This is a genomic window from Caenimonas sedimenti (genome assembly GCF_007833165.1).
In the GTDB taxonomy this organism is placed as follows: Bacteria; Pseudomonadota; Gammaproteobacteria; order Burkholderiales; family Burkholderiaceae_C; genus Ramlibacter; species Ramlibacter sedimenti.
Map to the genome: position 1 here is coordinate 408534 of NZ_VOBQ01000004.1, position 19976 is coordinate 428509.

General features: G+C 68.1%; 22 protein-coding genes and 1 riboswitch. Of the genes, 14 read left to right on the plus strand and 8 right to left on the minus strand.

Translation table 11 applies throughout. The features are described from left to right. Window positions 1-3: 3 nt before the first annotated feature. From FN976_RS06620 to FN976_RS06630, 3 genes are all read left to right on the plus strand, one after another. On the plus strand, window positions 4-534 hold the full coding sequence (locus FN976_RS06620; protein ID WP_145892193.1) for an AAA family ATPase: 531 nt from the start codon (window positions 4-6) through the stop codon (window positions 532-534). Window positions 535-593: 59 nt separating this feature from the next. Next, complete coding sequence (locus FN976_RS06625) at window positions 594-950, plus strand: hypothetical protein (RefSeq protein WP_145892194.1); 357 nt, start codon at window positions 594-596, stop codon at window positions 948-950. A gap of 76 nt (window positions 951-1026) precedes the next feature. Beyond that, window positions 1027-1935 carry a pirin family protein gene (locus FN976_RS06630; protein WP_145892195.1) on the plus strand — a complete coding sequence of 303 codons (909 nt, stop codon included), beginning with the start codon at window positions 1027-1029 and terminating at the stop codon, window positions 1933-1935. Window positions 1936-1948: 13 nt separating this feature from the next. On the opposite strand, the gene FN976_RS06635 is transcribed toward FN976_RS06630, so the two are convergent. Genes FN976_RS06635 through FN976_RS06645 form a run of 3 tightly spaced genes read right to left on the minus strand, consistent with a single transcriptional unit; the run spans window position 1949 to window position 5575 of the window. Continuing rightward, entirely contained in the window at window positions 1949-2818 is an 870-nt protein-coding gene (locus tag FN976_RS06635; RefSeq protein WP_255440180.1) for an alpha/beta fold hydrolase, read from the minus strand. A gap of 25 nt (window positions 2819-2843) precedes the next feature. Further along, window positions 2844-3833, minus strand: a complete 990-nt coding sequence (locus tag FN976_RS06640; protein WP_145892196.1) for a hypothetical protein — start codon at window positions 3831-3833, stop codon at window positions 2844-2846. A gap of 53 nt (window positions 3834-3886) precedes the next feature. After that, entirely contained in the window at window positions 3887-5575 is a 1689-nt protein-coding gene (locus FN976_RS06645; RefSeq protein ID WP_145892197.1) for an FAD-dependent oxidoreductase, read from the minus strand. A 108-nt stretch (window positions 5576-5683) separates the two neighbouring features. Between FN976_RS06645 and FN976_RS06650 the strand changes: the two genes are divergently transcribed. Then, window positions 5684-6166, plus strand: coding sequence for a DUF456 domain-containing protein (locus FN976_RS06650; protein ID WP_145892198.1), 483 nt, complete (start codon window positions 5684-5686; stop codon window positions 6164-6166). Between the two features lie 49 nt (window positions 6167-6215). On the opposite strand, the gene FN976_RS06655 is transcribed toward FN976_RS06650, so the two are convergent. Further along, on the minus strand, window positions 6216-6938 hold the full coding sequence (locus tag FN976_RS06655; protein ID WP_145892199.1) for a GntR family transcriptional regulator: 723 nt from the start codon (window positions 6936-6938) through the stop codon (window positions 6216-6218). Between the two features lie 92 nt (window positions 6939-7030). Between FN976_RS06655 and FN976_RS06660 the strand changes: the two genes are divergently transcribed. From FN976_RS06660 to FN976_RS06680, 5 genes are read left to right on the plus strand one after another with little or no spacing between them, the layout of a single operon-like run. Beyond that, entirely contained in the window at window positions 7031-7825 is a 795-nt protein-coding gene (locus FN976_RS06660) for an ABC transporter ATP-binding protein (RefSeq protein ID WP_145892200.1), read from the plus strand. Continuing rightward, window positions 7822-8601 carry an ABC transporter permease gene (locus FN976_RS06665; protein ID WP_145892201.1) on the plus strand — a complete coding sequence of 260 codons (780 nt, stop codon included), beginning with the start codon at window positions 7822-7824 and terminating at the stop codon, window positions 8599-8601. The genes FN976_RS06660 and FN976_RS06665 overlap by 4 nt, the downstream gene beginning before the upstream one ends. Before the next feature lie 51 nt (window positions 8602-8652). Continuing rightward, entirely contained in the window at window positions 8653-9624 is a 972-nt protein-coding gene (locus FN976_RS06670; RefSeq protein ID WP_145892202.1) for an ABC transporter substrate-binding protein, read from the plus strand. A gap of 13 nt (window positions 9625-9637) precedes the next feature. Beyond that, on the plus strand, window positions 9638-11254 hold the full coding sequence (locus FN976_RS06675) for an amidohydrolase (protein ID WP_186510768.1): 1617 nt from the start codon (window positions 9638-9640) through the stop codon (window positions 11252-11254). A 4-nt stretch (window positions 11255-11258) separates the two neighbouring features. Then, window positions 11259-12020: an ABC transporter permease gene (locus tag FN976_RS06680; RefSeq protein ID WP_186510769.1), complete on the plus strand. Its 762-nt coding sequence runs from the start codon at window positions 11259-11261 to the stop codon at window positions 12018-12020. A gap of 18 nt (window positions 12021-12038) precedes the next feature. Here FN976_RS06680 and FN976_RS06685 read toward each other — a convergent pair whose 3' ends face one another. Next, on the minus strand, window positions 12039-12476 hold the full coding sequence (locus FN976_RS06685; RefSeq protein ID WP_222432778.1) for a thiamine-binding protein: 438 nt from the start codon (window positions 12474-12476) through the stop codon (window positions 12039-12041). 73 nt (window positions 12477-12549) lie between these two features. After that, window positions 12550-12654, minus strand: a riboswitch (TPP riboswitch). Between the two features lie 140 nt (window positions 12655-12794). On the opposite strand from FN976_RS06685, the gene FN976_RS06690 reads away from it, so the two are divergent. Together FN976_RS06690 and FN976_RS06695 are read left to right on the plus strand one after the other, a co-directional pair. Beyond that, the gene (locus FN976_RS06690; protein WP_145892205.1) at window positions 12795-13232 is read left to right on the plus strand and encodes a hemerythrin domain-containing protein; all 438 of its coding nucleotides are present in this window, start codon (window positions 12795-12797) and stop codon (window positions 13230-13232) included. A gap of 40 nt (window positions 13233-13272) precedes the next feature. After that, window positions 13273-13521, plus strand: a complete 249-nt coding sequence (locus FN976_RS06695; protein ID WP_145892206.1) for a hypothetical protein — start codon at window positions 13273-13275, stop codon at window positions 13519-13521. A 44-nt stretch (window positions 13522-13565) separates the two neighbouring features. Here the strand turns inward: FN976_RS06695 and FN976_RS06700 are convergent, their stop codons facing one another. After that, the gene (locus tag FN976_RS06700) at window positions 13566-14486 is read right to left on the minus strand and encodes a LysR family transcriptional regulator (RefSeq protein WP_145892207.1); all 921 of its coding nucleotides are present in this window, start codon (window positions 14484-14486) and stop codon (window positions 13566-13568) included. Between the two features lie 103 nt (window positions 14487-14589). Between FN976_RS06700 and FN976_RS06705 the strand changes: the two genes are divergently transcribed. The 3 genes from FN976_RS06705 to FN976_RS06715 all read left to right on the plus strand — a co-directional run bounded on the left by FN976_RS06705 (window position 14590) and on the right by FN976_RS06715 (window position 17328). After that, window positions 14590-15756 (plus strand): mandelate racemase/muconate lactonizing enzyme family protein, encoded by a 1167-nt coding sequence (locus tag FN976_RS06705; protein ID WP_145892208.1) that lies wholly within the window; start codon window positions 14590-14592, stop codon window positions 15754-15756. Between the two features lie 27 nt (window positions 15757-15783). Beyond that, the gene (locus tag FN976_RS06710) at window positions 15784-16761 is read left to right on the plus strand and encodes a tripartite tricarboxylate transporter substrate-binding protein (RefSeq protein ID WP_145892209.1); all 978 of its coding nucleotides are present in this window, start codon (window positions 15784-15786) and stop codon (window positions 16759-16761) included. Between the two features lie 135 nt (window positions 16762-16896). Continuing rightward, the gene (locus tag FN976_RS06715; RefSeq protein ID WP_145892210.1) at window positions 16897-17328 is read left to right on the plus strand and encodes a hypothetical protein; all 432 of its coding nucleotides are present in this window, start codon (window positions 16897-16899) and stop codon (window positions 17326-17328) included. Window positions 17329-17335: 7 nt separating this feature from the next. Here FN976_RS06715 and FN976_RS06720 read toward each other — a convergent pair whose 3' ends face one another. Both FN976_RS06720 and FN976_RS06725 read right to left on the minus strand, forming a co-directional pair. Further along, window positions 17336-18469, minus strand: coding sequence for a DegT/DnrJ/EryC1/StrS family aminotransferase (locus FN976_RS06720; RefSeq protein ID WP_145892211.1), 1134 nt, complete (start codon window positions 18467-18469; stop codon window positions 17336-17338). Further along, window positions 18466-19965 (minus strand): glycosyltransferase family 2 protein, encoded by a 1500-nt coding sequence (locus FN976_RS06725; RefSeq protein WP_145892212.1) that lies wholly within the window; start codon window positions 19963-19965, stop codon window positions 18466-18468. Before FN976_RS06725 ends, FN976_RS06720 begins: the two co-directional genes overlap by 4 nt. Between the last annotated feature and the right edge of the window lie 11 nt (window positions 19966-19976).

Genomic DNA, 19976 nt, shown 5'->3' on the forward strand with positions numbered 1-19976 from the left:
CGCATGAAGATCCTCATCCTTGGGGCATCCGGTTCCGGCACGACGACGTTGGGGCGTGCACTCGCGCAGCGGCTGCGCTGCGCGCATCTCGACCTGGACGACTACTACTGGATGCCGACCTCCCCGCCGTACCAGCAGAAGCGGGACGCGCCGGACCGCCTGCAGTTGCTGCGCCGCGACCTGGACGCCGCAAGTCATGCGATCGCCTCCGGCAGCCTGCTCGGCTGGGGCAGCGAAGTCGAGGACGCCTTCGGGCTGATCGTGTTCCTCGGCGTCCCCACCGGGATCCGGTTGGAGCGCTTGCGGCAGCGCGAAACCGCACGCTTTGGCCGGACCAATCCCGAGTTCCTGCTGTGGGCCTCCCAGTACGACGATGGCCCGCCGGAAGGAAGAAGCCTGGCCAAGCACCTGGCTTGGCTCGCCGGGCGGCGCTGCCCGGTCTTGCGCATCGATGGGGAAACGTCGACCGAAGAGCGCGTGCAGCAGGTGGTGAGCGCCATGGCGTCTGGCGACGCAAGTAACAGACTGCATTGAGGCTGCATGGCGCCCCGCCCAGGCCTACAGTGGCGTTTCAGCCACGACAAGGAATGCCAATGCCCATCCGTACCGCAACGATGAAGAAGCGGATTTCCGCCAACGGCCTCGCGCTGCATCGCGCGAAGGAGAGCGGGATGGCCGAAGCCGTAGCGGAACTGACCGAGGAGCGCCGGACGCTCAAGGAGGAACGCGAAAAGCGCAAGGCGCAGGCGCTGCTGCCCAGGCCGAGCGCCCTGGACCGGCTGGTGCGGACGCATCATCCCGAAGCCAAGGGCAAGAAGAGCAGGAAGGAAGCGCATCCCGCCGATGAAACGACGAAGCCGAAGGCGCGCAAGTCGCGGGCCGAGAAGCACGCCGAGAAGGCCGCGGCGGTGGAAGCCGCACGCAGGTCGCCGAAGAAGCCGGCGAAGTGATCGTTCCATCTCCGGCAACGGTCCGTCGCATTTTCGGGGCTCGTGCAATTCGTCGAACGGCCCCAAGATGGGTTCGATGAACACGTCCAAGACTCCTCCACCTGCATCCCACGGACAAGTCACGCAACGCCGCGTCGTGCATCGCACGCGAGGCCAGGGCCATGGGCCGATCACGCGGCTCATGAGCCCGTCGGACCTGGGGCGATTCCTCAAGCCCTTCGTCTTCCTCGACATCTTCGACATGGACCTGCGGCGCGGTCCCGGAAACCGGATGCCGATCCATCCGCACTCCGGCATCGCCACCGTGACCGTGCTGACGCAAGGCCGGATGAATTTCGAGGATCCGGACGCCGGTTCGGGCACGCTGGACTATGGCGGCGTCGAATGGATGCGCGCGGGCGGAGGCGTCTGGCACGGCCAGGAAATGTCGCCGGCCGACGTGCCGCGTGTCCAGGGTTTCCAGCTCTGGCTGGCGTTGCCGCAGGAGCTGGAGAGTTCGCAGCCGGAAAGCCGCTACATCGAGGCTTCCGCCATGCCGCGCTCAGGGCCGGCCCACGTCATCGTCGGGGAGTACGACGGGGTGCGCAGCCCGGTCCCGGCATGGGGCGGCGTCAACTACCTGCTCGTCACGCTGCGGCCTGGTGAGGCCTGGACTTACCAGCCTCCGGCCGGGCACACGGTGGGCTGGATGGCCGTCGCCTCCGGCACCGTGGACGCGGGGGAATCCTTGCTCGCCGGCGAAGTGGCGGTGTTCGAGGATGGCCAGGCGGCGATCGCGCTCAGGAACGGCGGCGACGCAGATGCAGTGTTCGTGCTGGGCACGGCCGTCCCCCACCAGCACGAGCTGCACCTGGGCAGCTACTCGGTGCACACGACGGCGCAGGCGCTGAAGACCGGCGAACAGCGGATTGCCGATCTGCATGCGAAGCTGCTCGCCGCGGGCGACCGGCGCACGGCCGCGGGAACAGTGCCGGTCTATCGCTAGTCGCGCGGCTAATTCACGGGGCGTGGACCCGATCCAGGAAGTCCCGGATGAGCGCCGTGGTCTCGTCGAGGTGGGTCTCGAGAAGCCAGTGGCCTCCGTCGAGCAGATGCAGTTCGGCGCGCGGCAGGTCGCGGAGGTAGGCGCGCGCGGATTCCTCCGGCATGTAGTGGTCCTGCGGACCCCAGACGATGAGCGCGGGCGGTTGGTGTTCACGCAGGTACCGGCGGTGCTGCGGGAACCAGGCGCGGTTTTCCTTCAAGCCGGCAATGAGGTCGATCGCAATCTCTCTGCGCTTCGGCGTCATCAGCGACCAATGGAGCTTCCATAGGTCGGGCGAAATCCGGTCGGCGAGCTCAGGCCGCAACGCATTCTGGAACTCTTCCTTGAAAGTCTCTTCGCTGATGGTTTCGGCCAGCTTGGCGCGCATCGCATCTCGCGGCATGGACCATCCCTTTTCGATGTCCTGGTACTTCGGTCCGAGCGCATCTTCATAGGGAATGTCGCCGTTCTGGATGATGAGGGCGGCGATCCGCTCCGGCGCCTGGATGGCCAGCCGTGCGCCGATGGGCGAGCCGAAGTCATGGAGGTAGAGCGCGAAGCGGGCGATGCCGAGTTGCCGCACGAACGCATCCAGGAAAGCCGCGTACCCATCGAAGCTGTAGTCGAACTCGTCTGGCGTGCTGCTGTAGCCGGCTCCCGGGTAGTCCGGCGCCAACAACCGCCACCGGTCGGCCAGCCGCGGCATGAGGTTGCGGAACTCGTACGAAGAACAAGGATAGCCGTGCGGCAGCAAGACGACGGGCGCGTGCGGCGACCCGGCCTCGCGATAGAAGATCTCCACATCGCCCACCACCATCTGCCGGTGTCGCACGCGCGTGTCCACTCTGCCGGACTCCTGCAGCAGGGGCTCAACCCCAGGTGATCCGGTAGTCCAGCGAGTGCCCGATGCGCTCCGAAAAGCGCGCCACCGACTTCGCCGCCATCCGCTCGCTCACGCTCACCGGGATCAACGTGGTGAGCCAAGCACCCACATCCTGCCGTTCGCCCTCCAGCTTGCGCGCGACTGGGCTTGGCGTGTAGCCCACGATCGCCTCCCGCTTGCCGGCCTTCTCCAGCAGGTCGTAAAGGTCGCGGAAGAGGATGAACGAGGTGTCGTTCTGGTGCACCGACCAGTTCGCGACCGGGAGGAAGTCCACCAGGTGGATCAGCTGGTAGTTCAGCGCGGTCCAGAAGTCCTCGCCGCTCATCGTGATCGGCGCGTTGTCGATGACACGGTGGAACGAGATCGAGGCAAGCGCGCCGGTGCGGTGGAGGTTGTCGCGGAGCTCGCGCCGCAGCGGGCCGGCGTAGAGCAGCCGCAGCACGGAGGGGAAGGCCTCGACCTGGGTCCAGTCCGCGGGCGACATCAGCTGGCGCAGTGCCGGGATCTTGTCGGCCGTCATCGCAAAGGTGTTGGTGCCGGTCCCCAGGATCGAGTGCAGGAACATGACCAGGGGCGACCGCCCTGGGTAGTGCTGCACGGTGTACTCGAAGCAGAAGTACAGGTGGTCGAGGAAGGAGCCGTCGGCATGCTCCACGTCGAAGTCGCACTCGCTCACCAGGAACTGCATCAGCTCCGGGCTCACCGCCGGGAGCGGGTGGGCGGCGCGGGCCGCGTTGTACTCGGCTTGCACGGCCTGCGCGGCGTTGGGGTCCCAATGGGCCTCCCTGCCGACCCGCGTCGTCATCACGTAGCGCGCGGCCTTGCCCTCGAGGGTCTTGAAGATGGTGCGATCGAGATCGAAGTCCGGGATCGGTTCGATGCGGACCTTGCCGGTGTGTTCGAGCGCCGCGCCGCGCGCGATGGCCGCCTTGCGCTGCGGGGTTGGGTCGGGACGTTCGGCGGCGGACTGCTTCATGGGACGATCCTCGGCGGGTGCCTGCTTTTATACACGACTGTCCTTTGGCAGAGTCAGCCAGCGCGGCCCGTGGCGCGCGCCAGGATGCGGGGTGCGTCCCGCGCGTCGGCGCCTCGCCAGGCAACGATCTGGTCCGGGCGGATCAAGGCCAGCGGCTGCTCATACAGATCCAGCAGTGCCGGCTGCGGCAGCCGGACCACGCGGAGGTCGATCCCGAGCGTCTTTGCGGACGACTCGAAGGGCGCGGTGAGGGGCGCTTCGCGCCCGAGCGCCAGCAGGGTCCACTCGGCATGGAACTTGTCGAACAGGGAACTGCCGTCTTCCAGCCAGGAGTGGGGCGGCCGGCCGCCCGGACAGGCCGTAGCCGCATAGGAATTCGGATCATCCGGCGGCGGCACCGAGCCGTCGCCGACGATGATCGGGGAGGCGTCGTACCGGCCGCCGAAGGTGACGCCCGGAATATTGAACTCCAGGCGCGCGTGCTCGTTGAGATGCCGTGAAGCCCGTTCACGCTCGGCGTCGCCTTGGAGCGATGCTTCTTCGAGCGTGGGCGTCACCGTGAACAGGCCGATCGAATCGGCGAAGCGGCGCGCATAGCCGGTGTTGCGCTCGGCCAGCGGCTTGCGTTCGATCTCGTAGCTGTCGAGCAAGGCGGACGGCGCTGCGCCGCGGATGACGCTGGCGAGCTTCCACCCCAGGTTCACAGCGTCCTCGACAGCCGTGTTGTAGCCCAGCCCGCCGGCGGGGGTGAAGAGGTGGGCCGCGTCGCCCGCGAGAAAGACCCGTCCGTGCTGGAAACGCTCGGCCACCAGCGCGTGGCCCGCGATCCAGGTCCCCATGGACAGGATCTCGATCGGAAGCTCCTGCCCGACCGCCTGTGCGAAGACGCGGCGCGCATCTTCTTCCGTCCAGTCCGCGGCGTCCTCACCGGGCTGGACCGCGGCGTGGAAAGCGTACTCGGACACCCCGTCGACCGAGGCCATGAAGGAGCGGCGCTCGTGGTTGACCGCGACATACATCCAGGCCTTCGGGTGGCGCAGCACCGAGTGGAATCCGGGGCAACGCAGGTAGAGCGCGAACATCTGGCCGCCCATGAACTGGCGCTTCGCGCCGGTCGTCCCGCCCCACTCGATCCCCAGCTGCCGCCGCACCTGGCTGCGGGCACCGTCGGCCCCCACGAGATAGCGGGCATGCACCGTTTCGACCGTGCCGCCGCCGCCGGGTTCGACCGTGGCTTCGATGCGTGCCCCGTTGTCGCTGAAGTCGCGCAGCTTCCAGCCATACCGCACCTCCGCGCTGGGCCAGCGTTGCGCATGCTTGCGCAGGACCGCCTCGACGAATTTCTGGGACACGCGGTGCGGCAGCTCGGCGGCGCTCCAGGAGCCGCCCATGGCCTTGATGCGCGCCACGGCCTGGGCCGCGGTGGGCAACTCGATGCGAGCGAGTTCGTCCCGCGCGTAGCGGGTCATGTAGACGATGTCCGTTGGATGATCGGGTGGCAGCCCGAGACGGCGGATCTCGTCGGCAAAACCCAGCCGGCGGAAGTGCTCCATGGTTCTCGCCTGGGTGGCATTGGCCTGTGGATTGAAGGCGGTGCCCGGCTTGGGGTCCAACACCAGGCATTGGATGCCGCGGCGGCCGAGCTCGTTGGCGAGCATCAGGCCGCAAGGGCCTCCGCCGGCGATCAGGACATCGGTCTGGATCGTGCGTGGCGGATCAGCGCCCACGTTGTTCAGAAGCATTTGCTGGGCTTTCCTGTGCCTTGGCGCGGCTGCGGTGCAATGTTGCCATGTCCGCTGGCATCCGCCGCCGGAAGCCAGCGTATCCTGACCGCCACGAAAAGGGGCATCGTGAACGACACACTGTTGTGGATCCTGAGCGGCACGCTCATCCTCGCCGGCTTCGCCGGCATCGTCCTGCCGGCGCTGCCGGGCACCTTGCTCGTCTTTGCGGGAATCGTGCTGGGCGCGTGGATCGACGATTTCACGCGCGTCGGCTGGGTCGCGCTGGCTGCGATTGCCGTGCTGGCGTTGCTCGCCTGGGCGATGGATTACGTCGCCGCCATGCTCGGCGCCAAGCGCGCCGGCGCCAGCCGGCTGGCGATCGCCGGCGCCGTCGTGGGCACCGTGGCGGGCATCTTCATGGGCCTGGTCGGCGTGTTGTTCATGCCCCTGGTGGGCGCCGCGGTCGGCGAGTTCATCGCCCGCCGCCAGCACGGCCAGGCCCTGCGCGTCGGCATCGCCACCTGGCTCGGGCTGCTTGCCGGGATGCTCGCCAAGTTCGTCCTGGCGTTCATGATGGTAGGCATCTTCGTGTTTGCCTTGGCGGTTTGAAGCGCCTGGCACGAGGAAGACTGGATGGAACCAGAAGCCGGAGCAGCGTCTACCGCCCCACCACCAGCCTGAACGCAGGCAACACGCTCTCGCTCTCGTTGCGGTGCTCCAGGGCCTGCCGCAAGTTGAACTGCGCGACTTCGGTGTGCTCCACGGCGAGCGCTTGCGCCCGCGTGCCCTCCCCCCGTTCGAGCGCATCGAACAGCATGTGATGCTGCCGGTGCGCGTAGACCATCGAGTCGCGGTCCAGCGCGAAAGCGCCCTGCATGGGCATCAGGGCGCTGGCCGGCGCGAAGGGCAGCTTGTTGTTGAGGGCGATGGCGCGCTGCAGCGCCCGGTTGCCGCAGGCCTCGACCAGCAGCGCGTGGAAGCGGTCGTTCATGGCCGCGTAACCCGCATAGTCCTCCACCCGCAGTGAATTCGCCGCCATCACGCTGTCGCCTTCGTCCAGGCAGGACCGCAGCTCCCGCGCCACCTGCCGGCTGAGCCCATGCTCGGCCACCAGCCGGGCGGCCATGCCCTCCAGGTGCCCGCGCACCCCGATGGCATCCGCCACCTCCTGCGCGGTGAACCGGCGCACCACGTAGCCCACCGTTCCGTTCGCCTCCACGAGGCCTTCCTGTTCCAGGCTCACCAAAGCGGCCCGCACCGGCGTGCGCGAGGCGTGCAGCCGCTCGGCCAGCTGCTGCTCGCCCAGGCGCGATCCCGGCGCGAACTCGCCACGCAGGAGCAGGTCCCGCAGCTGCATGAGGACGGTTTCGTGGAGGTTCATGAAAATAATGTACACAAATTTTTCAGAACGGTATACATTGACTCATCCGGAGAGGCGCGTTGACGCCAGACGGACACCTCGAACACCCAACCATGAATGCCCGCGTGAACAGCCCGGCTGACCTGACCCTGTCGGGGATCGGCAAGACCTTCGGCAGCGGCAGCGCGCAGACCGAGGCCTTGGCGGAGATCGAGTTGGAGGTGCGCGAAGGCGAATTCCTGGCCGTCGTGGGGCCCTCCGGCTGCGGCAAGTCCACGCTGCTGCAGATCGCGGCCGGCCTGGCGAGGCCAACCCGTGGCACCGTGCGTTTTCACGGCGAGGAGGTGACGCAACCGCCGCCGGGCATCGTCTACCTGTTCCAGCAGTACGGAAAGTCGCTGTTCCCCTGGCGCACCGTGCTCGACAACGTGGCCTTCGCGGTGGAGCACCGGCCTGGCATGAGCCGTGCCCGGGCCCGCGACAGCAGCCGGACCTACCTCGACATGGTCGGGCTCGCCGCTTTCGCCGGGCACTTTCCGGCGCAGCTGTCGGGCGGCATGCAGCAGCGCGTGACGATCGCGCGCGCCCTGGCCGCGCAGCCGCGGGTGCTGTTGATGGACGAACCTTTCAGCTCGGTCGATGCGCTCACGCGGCTCGAACTGCACGCGCTCGTGCAGAACCTCTGGCAGAAGCACGGGTTCACCGCGGTGCTCGTCACGCACGATGCGGACGAAGCGATCTTCCTGGCCGACCGCATCGCGGTGCTCTCGGCCCGGCCGGCACGCGTGGTCCGCATGCTGGAGACCGGGCTGCCACGGCCGCGCGACCGCCTGGAGACGCCGCAGATACCACGCTACCTGGACCTGCGGCACGAGCTGCTCGCGATGCTCCTGGGGCACGGCGCATGAGCGGGGCGCCTCCAGCCCGTCGGCTGCAGGCGTGGCTCGGCCCGGGCGTGCTCTTGTCGCTGTTGCTGCTGCTGGAGCTCGCCACGCGCAGCGGCTGGGTCAACGCCGTGCTGGTGCCGCCGCCGACGGTCGTGGCGCAACGGGTCTTCACGGTCGTGACAGCGGGCAAACTCTTCGAACCTCTGGGCCGCACCATGTACTTGCTGGCGGTCGCCTATGCGATCGGCTGCGTGCTGGCGATCGTCCTGGGCGTGCTCATGGGGCGGTTCCGCCCCGTGCACGGCCTGCTCGAACCGCTCGTCGAAGTCCTGCGCCCGCTACCCAAGCCCGCATTGCTGCCGCCGCTGATGCTGTTCCTGGGCCTGGGCGACACCATGAAGATCACGGCAGTCGCGCTGGGGGTGTTTTTCCCGGTGCTGATCAACACCATCCAGGGCGTGCGCGGCGTCGATCCGGTGCTGGTGGACGTCGCGCGCACGTTCCAGCACTCGCGTGCGGCGCTGCTGTGGAAGGTGGTGCTGCCCTCGGCCATGCCGCTTGTTCTCGCGGGAATGCGCATCGGCCTCGGCATCGCGCTGGTGTTGGTGGTGATCGCCGAGATGATGGCCGGCACCGGCGGCATCGGGTACCTGATCATCGATCTGCAGCGTTCGTTCCGCGTGGTCGACATGTACGCCTGGGTCGTGATCCTCGCGGTGCTGGGCTATGCGCTCAACGAGGTGTTCGTGCGCATCGAGCGGCGCGCCATCCACTGGTCCGGCGCGCGCGCCGGCTGAAATCAGTCATCGGAAATCCACTTGCCCCACAACCCATCAGGAGAAGACGCGATGAACAACCTCCCCCTGCGCCGGCGGACCGTCGCCGCCACCATGGCCGCCACCGCACTCGGCCTGGCCACGCCGCTCGTGCGCGCCCAGGTCACCAAGGTCCGGGTCAGCACCATTCCCATCATCGACATCGCCCCGCTGCAGGTCGCGATCGCCAAGGGCTACTTCACCGCCGAGGGCATCGAGGTGGACACGACGCCCACGCAAGGCGGCGCCGCCGGCATTCCCGCGCTGGCCGCGGGACAGGTGCAAGTCGTCTTCAGCAACGTGGTCTCGATCATCCAGGCCGCCAAGCAGGGGCTGGGCCTCCAGATCATCGCGCCGGCCAGCACCACGGGCGACGCGCCGCCGGACCAGGCGGCGCTGATCGCGAAAAAGGGCAGCCCCTTCAAGACCGGAAAGGACTTCGAAGGCAAGCGGATCGCGGTCAACACCCGCAACAACATCATCTGGCTGTATGCGCGCGCCTGGGTGCGCGCGACCGGCGGCAACCCCGACGCGGTCACGTACCTCGAGGTGCCGTTCCCGCAGATGGTGGACGCCGTGCGCGGGGATCGCGCCGATGCGGCCTTCGCCGTCGAGCCTTTCGTCTCCGGCGGTGTCGCCGCCGACATGCAGGTGGTCGGTTACCCCTACACCCAGGTGCAAAAGCGCTTGCCGGCCGCGCAGTATGCGGCGAGCAAGAGCTACATCGAACAGAACCCCAAGGTGATCGAGGGCTGGGTGCGCGCCTACCAGAAGGGGGTGGACTGGGTGAACCTGAACCTGAAGTCCGAAGAGCTCCTGAACATCATCTCCGGCTACACCCGCATGCCGCCGCAGTTGATCGCCAAGCTGGGGGTGACCGCGTACGAGAAGGCCGTGGACCCGGCCGCACTGGTTCCCGTGGTGGACCAGATGCGGCGCAATGGCCTGCTGGAGGGGGAGTTCGACCCGAAGTCCATCCTCCACCGCACGGCCCTCAAGGCCTGAAGCCGAGGCGCCCATGACGACGCAGGAAGAGGTGCTGGTCACCGGGGACATCGTCACGATGGATCGGGACCGGCCGCGCGCCCAGGCCTTGGCGGTCCGCGGCGGCCGCATCGTGGCGGTCGGCACCCTTGACGAAGCGCGGGCCGCGCTGGGCCCGGCTCCGCGCGAGGTGCGCTACGGCGAAGGCACGGTGGTGCCCGGGCTGATCGACACGCACAACCACATGCAGTGGACCGCGATCCAGACGCGCCTGGTCGACCTCGCGCCGGCCCGCTCGATCGCCGACGTGCAAGAGGCCGTGCGCGCCTATGCGCAGCGCAACCCGGACAAGCCCTGGATCATGAGCGGCAGCGGCTGGCATGTGGTAAGCCTGCGCGAGGGCCGCTACCCGACGCGGCAGGAACTCGATGCCGTGTGCGCGGACCGGCCGGTCTACCTGCCGCGCGTGGGCCATGCGGCCGTCGCCAACACGCTGGCATTGAAAATGGCCGGCATCGCGCGCGAAACGCCCGATCCGCCGGGCGGCCGCTTCGAGCGCGAACCGGACGGGCATCCCAATGGTGTGCTCCTCGAGCCGTCCGCGTTCGAACAGGTGGCGCGCCTCGTCCCGCCCCTCTCCCTGGAGGAGCAGGCCGACGCCTTGCGCGAGATGCAGCGCGCGTACCACGCGGCCGGCCTCACCGGCATCATGGACCCGGGCATCTCGCCGGAGATGATGCGGCTGTACCAGCTGCTGTGGCGGCGCGGCGAGCTCACGATCCGTTCGGTGGTGATGCCGCTGGCGGACTCCAGCCTGCCGCTGGAGGTGAACCTGGCCAGCATCACCCATGCCTGGCCCACCACGGGCTTCGGTGACGCCCGTCTCAAGCTCGGTGGAGTGAAGCTCTTCCTGGACGGCGGAGCGTCACTGGGCACGGCGCTGATGCGCGAACCCTATCCCGACGAGCGCTGCAACTGCGGCATCCAGGTGACGCCGACGGAGTCGTTCCGGCAGATCGCCTGGGCCTGCGCGAAGCAGGGCTGGTCGCTCGGCGTGCACGTGGTGGGCGGCAAGGCGATCGACATCGCGCTGGAGGTGTTCGCCGAGATCGACCAGGAGATCCCGCTCAAGCCGCTGCGCTTCAGTCTGATCCACGCCTACCTGTGGCCGGAGGCGCGCAACATCCGCGAGGCCGCGCGCATGGGCATCACGGTGGCGACGCAGTGCTCGATGCAGTACACCTTCGGGCCGCTGCTGGTGAAGCGCTTCGGCACGGCACTGATGGCGACCGCCACGCCCGTGCGCAGCTGGATCGATGGCGGCGTCGTGGTGGGCGGCGGCTCCGACTCGCCCGTCACCCCGTACCAGCCTCTGCTGGGGCTGTGGCAGGCGCGCACCCGCCACATCGCGGGTACCGACGAACCCGTGGGACGCCTGCAGGCTGTGTCCGGCGAGGAGGCACTGGCGCTCTACACACGGGACGCCGCCTACGTGAGCTTCAGCGAGCACGAGCGCGGCGTGCTGCGGCCCGGCCTGCTGGCTGACTGGACGGTGCTGTCGGTCGACCCCGTCACCTGCGACCCGGAGGCCCTGCGCGGCGCGCGCGTGCTGGCGACCGCGGTGGATGGCCGCGTGGTGCACGAGGCCTGACTCCATGCGCGCCCTCCCGCACCGGTTCTGGGGCGTGCTGCTGCTCGTGCTCCTGCTCGTGCTCTGGCAGGTCACCGCCTTGTGCTGCGTGGCCAGCACCAACTGGCCGCCTGTCACGGAAATCCTCAAGGCGGTCGCGACCGGGCTGGTCAACGGCGAGCTGGCGCAGGTGTTCGGCTCCACCTTGTGGCGCATGGCCGCGGGCTTCGCGATCGGTTCGGCGGCGGGGGTGCTGCTCGGGATCGCGATGGCAACCCTCCCGCTCGCGGACGCCGCGCTGCGTCCGCTCGTCGAGCTGCTGCGTCCCATTCCGATGCCGGCCATCGTGCCACCGCTGATCCTGCTGCTGGGCATCGATCACGCGATGAAGGTGTTCACGGTGTCGTTCGCATGCTTCTTCCCGGTGCTGGTGAACACGGTGGCTGGCGTGCGCGCGGTGGACCCGACCGCCCTCGACGTCGCGCGCACCTTCCAGGTCGGCCGGCTGCGGACGCTGACGTCGGTGGTGCTGCCGGCCAGCCTGCCCTTCATCCTGGCGGGCATGCGCACGAGTCTCGCGCTGGCGCTCATCGTCAGCGTGGTCGCGGAGATGATCGCGGGCTCCCAGGGCATCGGCTACTACATCATGACCATGCAGTACGCCATGCGGCCGAGCGACATGTACGCCGCGATCTTCCTGCTCGCGGCGCTGGGCTACAGCTTGAATCTCGCGCTGCTCGCGATCGAGCACCGCGTGCTGCACTGGTGGCGGCGCGGGGAGGACTGAACCCGCGCGCGCCTCAAGTCAGTTGCGGAACTTGCGCACCAGGTCTTCGACGCGCGGCCCGCCCGCCTGGGCCCCGCCGGACACCTTGATGATGCTCAGCGTGCGCTCGGCGCCGGCCTGGAGCGTGGCCTCGTGGACGGCTTGCAGCAGCGGCCAGATCTTCTCGGGCGGGCCTTCGACCACGGTGCCCAGGCCGTGCACCTCGTAGCGCAGTCCCGAGGCCTGGATGACGGCGATGGCGGCGTCAACGTGCTTGTAGCGGTCGTCTGCCGTGCCGACCGGCCGGGGGATGACCTGGATTTCGGCCAGCATGTGCCGGCCGGGGTCCGCGGCCGGCGCCGCGGCGGATGCCGCCGGTGGCGGCTGTTGGGCCCAGGCCGCGCCGCCCAGAAGAAGCGGCAGCGCCAGCAGCGAGGCGCGAAAAAGGCGGGAATGCGAAGACGATGGATGTGCCATTTGCGACTCATGCAGATGGCAGGTCGGCGAGCGTTCGGGGCCGCCCTGCCGGTGCGAGAAGAGAAAGCCGGCAGGCCCTTCGAACGTGCTTCCCTGCGCGAGGATTACCTCAATCAGGTTCAAAGGGACTCTCTCAGTCAGCGCGCCTTGCGGCCTGCCAACACCCCCAGCGGTTGACCTCATCGGCAGCGGCGCTGCCGGCGTGGCGACCGCGATTGTATAGAACTGCCTACAGCCATGGCGCTGCGGACGCGCTAAGTTGGATGAGTTCGGGCGCGTGCGCTTCAGCGCGTCCCGCATCCAACTCAGGAGACAGACATGGCCCAGGACGCAATCGCCTTGCTCGAATCAGACCATCACCGCGTGGAAGAGCTCTTCCGCGAGTACAAGTCGGCGGGCGATCCCTCGGCGAAGTTCGACCTGGCGCAGGTCATCTGCATGGAACTCACCTTGCACACCATGGTGGAGGAAGAGATCTTCTATCCCGCCTTCGCCCGGGCCACGGGCGATGAGGAGATGCTCGAGCACGCGCTCAAGGAGCATCAGGAAGTGAAGGACCTCATTGCCCGCGTGCCCGCGGCCGAAAACCTCGACGGCGTGGTCGAGGCGATCAAGCAGCACACCTTGCACCACATCGAGGAAGAGCGCCGGGGCATGTTCGCCAAGGCCCGGGCCTCCGGCATGGAGCTGGCCACGCTGGGCGGCCGGATCCAGACACGGCGCGCCGAGGTGGCGGAGACGGTGCAGAACGCCTGAGCTGGAACGCTCCCATTCATCAACGACGAAAGGCCAGACCATGCAAGAAAAATCCAGCGACCCGCATCCCCTCAGCGACCTCGCCTATGACTGGATCACGCTGATGCAGAACAAGGCGCAGGCCTTGCTTGCCTACGACCAGTACATCAAGGATGCGGAAGCCGCAGGCTCCGCCGAATGCGCCGCGTTCTTCCGCAAGGTGCACGACTCGGACAAGGCGCAGCTGGCGGAAGCCAAGCAGCACCTGGTGGCCGTCCTGCAGGGGAAGATGGGCTCGAAGTCCAGCTGAGCGTGTGAGCGGCTGCGGCGGCTCCGCAGCCAGCTCGCAAGCGGCTACGACGACGTCCCTGCCGCGCCCGGAGCTTCGAGCGCCGCCTGCCAGAACTTGTCCGCCGCGCGGCCCACCAGCTGCCGCTCGCGATACAGGCGGATCTCCAGCGGCACGCGCCACTCTCGTGGCGCGGCTTCCACGAGCCTGCCGTCCCGCAAGTCGTCGACGATCAAGGACTGCGGCAGCCAGGCCAGCCCTCGTCCGTCCAGCACCATCGTCCGCAGGACGGATGCCAGATGGGCGATGAACACCGTCTCCGTCGGTACTTCCTCGAGCCGGGGCACGAGCACCGCGCGCAGGATGCGCCCCAGCCCCGAAGGCTCGGCATAGTGCAGGACCGACACCGGCCGCTCACTTCCGCGCAGGAAGTGGATCGGTGCTCCCGCGGCATCCGGCTTCGACACCGTGAGTAGCGCGTCCGTGCCGACTTCGCAAGAGAGGTAGGCGTCCGTGTCGAGCAGGCCGGGCGCTTTCGGCTGCGCATGGCTGAGGACAAAGTGCACCTTGCTCTGCAGCATCAACGCCTCGCACTGCGCCAGGACGTCCGAGACGAGCTGGACCGGCCCGAGCGTCACCGTGGATTCCAGGTTGCGCAGCAACCGTGGCAGGAACGTGAACGAGAGCGCATGCGTGGCTGCAATGCGCAGCGTGACCGAGCTGGCGTCGGCGACCCGCCTCGCCTCGCCCGGAACGCGGGCCACGCGGGACACCAGATCCTGCGCGACCACGCGAAACCATTCGCCGGTCTCGGTGAGGCGTGCGGGCTGCGTGCTCCGGTCGAACAGGTCGGCACCGATCCACTCTTCCAGCGCGCGAATCCGGCGGCTGAATGCGGGCTGCGACGCGTGGCGCGCCTCCGCCGCCTGCGAGAAATGGCCGGTCGCCGCGAGTGCGAGGAAATCGTCCAGCCAGACCAGGTTCATGCGCGGTTCGTCCAGTGCATCAAGGCAGCCAAAAAGAACATTGGCCACAACAACGGCTGCTGCCGATCATGCGGCTTTCCATCCAAAGCACTGCGCAGTTGCCATGAAGATCGTCGAGATTCGCGAGAAGACCATCCCCATCAGTTCACCCATCCGCAACGCGTACATCGACTTTAGCAAAATGACGCTGAGTCTCGTGGCGGTCGTCACCGACGTGGTCCGGGACGGCAAGCCCGTCGTCGGCTACGGCTTCAACTCGAATGGCCGTTACGGCCAGGGCAAGCTGATGCGCGAGCGCTTCATTCCCCGCGTGCTGGAAGCAAGCCCCGATTCGCTGGTCGATGCGAGCGGCAACAACCTCGATCCGCACAAGATCTGGAACGCGATGTTCACGAACGAGAAGCCGGGCGGCCACGGCGAACGTTCGGTCGCGATCGGCACCATCGACATGGCGGTGTGGGACGCGGTGGCCAAGATCGAAGGCAAGCCCTTGTTCCAGCTGCTGGCGGACCGCTACGGCAACGGCCAGCCCAACCGCAGGATCTTTGTCTACGCCGCCGGTGGCTATTACTACCCCGGCCAGGACCACGGCAAGCTCAAGGACGAGATGCGCAGCTACATCGACCGGGGCTACACGGTGGTCAAGAAGAAGATCGGTGGCGCCTCGCTCGACGAAGACCTGCGCCGCATCGACTCCATCCTGAGCGTGCTGCAGGACGGCCAGAAGCTGTGCGTGGATGCGAACGGCCGGTTCGACCTGGACACCGCGATCGCCTATGCCAAGGCGCTCTCTCAGTACGACCTGTTCTGGTACGAGGAGCCGGGCGACCCGCTCGACTTCGAGTTGCAGGCCACGCTGCGCAACTACTACAAGAATCCCATGGCAACAGGCGAGGACCTATTTTCGATGCAGGACGCGCGCAACCTGATCCGCTACGGCGGCATGCGGCCCGACCGTGACTGGCTGCAGTTCGATTGCGCGCTCAGCTATGGATTGGTCGAGTACCTGCGCACGCTGGACATGCTGAAGGAGCACGGCTGGTCCGCCAGCCGCTGCATCCCGCATGGCGGCCACCAGATGTCGCTGAACATCGCCGCCGGGCTGGGGCTGGGCGGCAACGAGTCCTACCCCGACCTGTTCCAGCCTTTCGGCGGCTTCCCTGATGGCGTGCGGGTCGACAACAGCTACGTGACGCTGCCCGAGCTGCCCGGCATCGGCTTCGAAGGCAAGGCCGACCTGTACCGCGAGATGCAGGCGCTGTCCGCCTGATTGAACCAACAACCCAAGGAGTCAAGCATGAACGCGACGAGATGCATGTTCGTCGGCGTGGCCCTGGCCACCGCCGCCACCCTGAGCCAGGCCCAATTTCCCGACAAGCCCGTGACCCTGGTGGTTCCGTTTGCCGCCGGCGGGCCAAGCGACAAGATCGCGCGGGACCTGGCGGAAGCATTGCGCAAACCCTTGGGGCAGACGGTCGTGGTGGACAACGCCGCCGGCGCCGGGGGCACCATCGGCTCCGCCAAGGTGGCACGCGCCGCCCCGGACGGCTACACGCTGCTCGTGCATCACATCGGCATGGCAACGGCGCCCGCGCTGTACCGGAAGCTCGCCTACAAGGTCCCCGAGGACTTCGAGCCCCTGGGCCTGATCAACGAGGCGCCTTCCGTCCTGATCGGCAAGACGAACCTGGCCGCCAGGAACTTCGCGGAGCTGCGCCAGTGGATCGGGACCAACGGCACCAAGGTCAACCTGGCCAACGCCGGCCTGGGCTCCGCGTCGCATCTGTGCGGCTTGATGTTCCAGAGTGCCCTGAAGACGAACGTCACGACGGTGCCGTACAAGGGCACCGGCCCGGCCATGACCGACCTGATCGGCGGCCAGGTGGACCTCATGTGCGAGCAGGCCACCAACGCCGTCCCGCAGATCGAGGGCGGCAAGGTCAAGGTCTTCGGCGTGACCAGCCTGGCCCGCCTGCCGATTGCAGCGTTGAAAGACACGCCGACGCTGTCGGAGGCCGGCCTGAAGGACTTCAACGTGCAGGTCTGGCACGGCCTCTACGCGCCCAAGGGCACGCCCGCACCCGTCATCGCCAGGTTGAACGCTGCACTGCGCGCCGCGTTGAAAGACCCGGAGCTGGTCAAGCGCCAGGAAGCCCTGGGGCTCACGATCGTGGGCGACGAGCGCCTGGAACCCGGCGGCCACCGGAAGTTCGTCGAAGCGGAGAAGCAGCGCTGGGCCAAGGTCATCAAGGACGCCGGCGAGTACGCGGACTGATTCGCAACAGGAGAGGAAAGATCTGGACCGAGATGTTCTCGAAGCACCGGAGGCTGGAGACCGAAGAAACTGCTTGTCCGGCCAGACGCTGCTTGCTATAAGTCTCCGCAGTGATCCACCCGCCAAGGCGTTGCCATGCAAACCCGTTCCCTCCAGCTCATCACCTTGGCGTTCTTCGCCGCTTCGGCCCATGCGCAGGCGAACCTGGGCGAGCTGCTTGATTTCGGCGGGGAGAAACTCAGCGCCGATGAGATTCGCGCCTTGGGCGATCTGCGGACGATCGCCCGCACCGACGACGCCGATGCCTTCATGACCCTGCGCAGCGACGGCACCGCCGTGGGTATGGTCCACAACAAGCAGGGCGCAGGCTCGAGCGAGCTGGTGGGCGAGTGGACTTTGGCGGCCGACGGGCGCCGTTGCACCGACATTCGCGTGCCGGCTTTCGGCACCGTCATCCGCCAATGTGGCTACACCTACCGCATCGGCAAGGACATTTTCTTCAGCAGGTCCGACGTCGACCGCAACGCCACCGTGGGCGCGTATACGGGGCCGGCTTTCCTGCAGTAGCCGGTCCTCAGCGGGCCAGCGCCAGGAGCAAGCCGCCGATCTCCCGCGCTTCGTCCACGGTCATGCGCAAGTGCATCGGCAGGCTCAGCACCCGCTCGCTCGCGCGCCGGGCCTGCGGGCACAGCGGCCCGGCATACATGGGAAACAGCGTGTTGTCGCGGTAGTGCACGCCGCACTGCACACCGGCCGCCATGAGAGCCTCGATCACCTGGTCGCGGCCGTCCACCTGCACCTGGTAGAGGTGCCGGGAACTCAGGCAACCCGGGGCCTGCGGCACGCGCTCGACCGCGTCGCCGAGGACGGCGTCGTAGGCGGCAGCCAGCTCGCGCCGGTGGGCGTTGTCCTCGTCCAGGTAGCGCAGGCCCACCAGCGCGAGGGCGGCCGAGACCGAATTGCCCTGGTACTTGTAGCCAACGCTCGCGACGTCGTAGTCCCAGTTGTACCGGCCGTCGCGCCCGAGGCGGCTGAAGGTGTCGCGGTCGATCCCCATCCACGAGAAGCGCCTGGCCCGCGCGTCGAGCCCGGCGCCGGCCATGCACAGCACGCCGCCGTCCGACGAGGGCAGGTTCTTCACCGCGTGGAAGCTGAAGACCGCTGCGTCCACGTCCGACCCCACGTGCCGCCCCCGCCAGCGGGTGCCGCTCATGTGCGACGCGTCCAGCACCAATCGCAGGCCGCGTTCGCGGCAGAGCGCCTGCACCTCGTCGAGCCGGCCGGTGTTGCCGCCGATGCCGACGAACATCACCGCGCGCGTGCGCGGCGTGATGCGCCGCTCGACATCGCCCGGATCCAGCGTGAGGTACTCGTCCACGTCGGCGAACACCGGCCGCAAGCCGCAATAGAGGATCGCGTGGTTGGTGCTCACGAAGGTCAGCGGCGTGGTGATCACCTCGTCCCCGTCCTGCCAGCCGCACTCTTCCTTCAACACGGCCAGCGCGACGTGCAGGCCCGCGGTGGCCGAGTTCAGGAAATGCGCGTGCGGCAATCCCGTGTACTCGCACCAGCGGCGCTCGAACTCCAGGGTCTTGAAGCCGGCGCCGGCCCACCCTGCCTCGAGGCACTCGCGAATTTCGGCCAGCACTTCGTCGGTGCGGAAGTGCGGCCGGAACAGGGGCCGGAGCGCGGCCGGAGGCGGCGTCATGCGCTGGGCTCCTCCCGCATCGCCGCCAGGGCCGCGCCGGCACGCGCACGCGCCTGGGCCGGCGGATCGCGCTGGATGTAGTCGTGCACATCCGGCTCGTAGCCGGGATAGAGCTGGCGCAGCAGGACCATGGCTTCGGCCTCGCGCGGCTTCTTGCTGGCGCCGAAACTCACGCCGCCCGTGTGCCGCACGAACACGTCCAGCGCATGCAGGTTGCGCCAGCCGGCGTCGGCCGCACGCAGGCACAGGTCGTTCTCTTCGCCGTAACCCTTGCCGAACAGCTCCATGTCGAACAGCCCCACGTCGCGCAGGCCGTCCCGGCGGACATACATGCAGAAGCCCACGGCGGTGGGGATGTCGAGGACGGCGTTGCGGTTCGCTTCGGCGAAGGCCCGGTCCAGGTCGGCCACGTTCCAGCCGGCGGGCAGGGCGTTGTCCTCGCACATCCGGGGGTAGCTGCAGATGGTGGCGTTGTTCGAGAACGGCGTGACCGAGAAGACCCGGGCGTCCGAGTAGGCCGCGGCCCGCAGGCGATCGATCCAGTCGTTGGCCACTTCGGTGTCGCTGTTCAGCAGGATCACGTCGTTGGCCTCGCTCGCACCGATGCCGCGATTGACCGCCCCGCCGTAACCGAGGTTCTCCAGGTTCTCCAGCAGCACGACCCGCGCGTCGCTTCCGGCGAGTTCCCGCAGCCAGCCGGCGAGCGCAGGCTCGGGACTGGCGTCGTTGACGATGACGAGGCGCCACGCACAACGGTTGGCAGCGGCCAGCACAGACTCCACGCAGCGCTGCGTTTCGCCCAGGTCGAGGTAGACCGGCACCACCACGTCGACCGTGTCCGCGAGCGGCTGGACGCGTGCTGCCGCGCCGTCGATGGCGTCGAGCCGGCGTTGCAGCGCCGCCCGCTCCCTGGCGAGCCGGCGCGCCTCCATCCTGCTGTGCAAGTACATCCGCCGCGTCTGCGCGGCCTCGGCTTGCAGCAAGCGATGTTGTTCCAGTTGCCGCACCAGCGCCTGCAGGGCCATGCGGCCGGGCTCCGGCACTGCGTCGCCGGTCCAGGCCAGGTCAACCTGCAACTCCAGCCCGGCCGGGCCGCCCAGCAAAGAGGCTGGCAAGGGCAGTTCGATCCACGGGTCGTCGCCGCAGGAAAGCAGCGGGCCCGGGTCCAGCGGCAGCAGCACCTGGTGGCGCGAGCAAGCATCGAACGCTCGCCAGCCCTGGCGAGCCACTACCCATTCCCACGTGACTGCGCCATCGCGCAGCAACCGGATGGCCTGCAGGTCGATGAAGCCCGGGCGGTCCGCCGGATCCAGCCTCAGGCCCGCGGCGCCGGCTGGCAAGGGGAAGACCAGCTCCTGCAGGCCGCCGGCGAGTTGCCCGGTCCTCCGGATCGACCGCTCCTCGGCGAAGCTGGTCCCGTCGTGCAGGTAGACCTGTGCCAGGAAGCCTGGATCGGCGGCCACTCGTTCATCGCAGCGATCCGCCGGGCTGGTCATGGCGGCCGATT

Excerpts from the sequence above, each read along its gene's own strand:
- FN976_RS06620 (WP_145892193.1), top strand. The coding sequence starts at position 4 with ATGAAGATCCTCATCCTTGGGGCATCCGGTTCCGGCACGACGACGTTG.
- FN976_RS06625 (WP_145892194.1), top strand. The coding sequence starts at position 594 with ATGCCCATCCGTACCGCAACGATGAAGAAGCGGATTTCCGCCAACGGC.
- FN976_RS06630 (WP_145892195.1), top strand. The coding sequence starts at position 1,027 with ATGAACACGTCCAAGACTCCTCCACCTGCATCCCACGGACAAGTCACG.
- FN976_RS06640 (WP_145892196.1), bottom strand. The coding sequence starts at position 3,833 with ATGAAGCAGTCCGCCGCCGAACGTCCCGACCCAACCCCGCAGCGCAAG.
- FN976_RS06645 (WP_145892197.1), bottom strand. The coding sequence starts at position 5,575 with ATGCTTCTGAACAACGTGGGCGCTGATCCGCCACGCACGATCCAGACC.
- FN976_RS06655 (WP_145892199.1), bottom strand. The coding sequence starts at position 6,938 with ATGAACCTCCACGAAACCGTCCTCATGCAGCTGCGGGACCTGCTCCTG.
- FN976_RS06660 (WP_145892200.1), top strand. The coding sequence starts at position 7,031 with ATGAATGCCCGCGTGAACAGCCCGGCTGACCTGACCCTGTCGGGGATC.
- FN976_RS06665 (WP_145892201.1), top strand. The coding sequence starts at position 7,822 with ATGAGCGGGGCGCCTCCAGCCCGTCGGCTGCAGGCGTGGCTCGGCCCG.
- FN976_RS06670 (WP_145892202.1), top strand. The coding sequence starts at position 8,653 with ATGAACAACCTCCCCCTGCGCCGGCGGACCGTCGCCGCCACCATGGCC.
- FN976_RS06675 (WP_186510768.1), top strand. The coding sequence starts at position 9,638 with ATGACGACGCAGGAAGAGGTGCTGGTCACCGGGGACATCGTCACGATG.
- FN976_RS06680 (WP_186510769.1), top strand. The coding sequence starts at position 11,259 with ATGCGCGCCCTCCCGCACCGGTTCTGGGGCGTGCTGCTGCTCGTGCTC.
- FN976_RS06685 (WP_222432778.1), bottom strand. The coding sequence starts at position 12,476 with ATGGCACATCCATCGTCTTCGCATTCCCGCCTTTTTCGCGCCTCGCTG.
- FN976_RS06690 (WP_145892205.1), top strand. The coding sequence starts at position 12,795 with ATGGCCCAGGACGCAATCGCCTTGCTCGAATCAGACCATCACCGCGTG.
- FN976_RS06695 (WP_145892206.1), top strand. The coding sequence starts at position 13,273 with ATGCAAGAAAAATCCAGCGACCCGCATCCCCTCAGCGACCTCGCCTAT.
- FN976_RS06700 (WP_145892207.1), bottom strand. The coding sequence starts at position 14,486 with ATGAACCTGGTCTGGCTGGACGATTTCCTCGCACTCGCGGCGACCGGC.
- FN976_RS06705 (WP_145892208.1), top strand. The coding sequence starts at position 14,590 with ATGAAGATCGTCGAGATTCGCGAGAAGACCATCCCCATCAGTTCACCC.
- FN976_RS06710 (WP_145892209.1), top strand. The coding sequence starts at position 15,784 with ATGAACGCGACGAGATGCATGTTCGTCGGCGTGGCCCTGGCCACCGCC.
- FN976_RS06715 (WP_145892210.1), top strand. The coding sequence starts at position 16,897 with ATGCAAACCCGTTCCCTCCAGCTCATCACCTTGGCGTTCTTCGCCGCT.
- FN976_RS06720 (WP_145892211.1), bottom strand. The coding sequence starts at position 18,469 with ATGACGCCGCCTCCGGCCGCGCTCCGGCCCCTGTTCCGGCCGCACTTC.
- FN976_RS06725 (WP_145892212.1), bottom strand. The coding sequence starts at position 19,965 with ATGACCAGCCCGGCGGATCGCTGCGATGAACGAGTGGCCGCCGATCCA.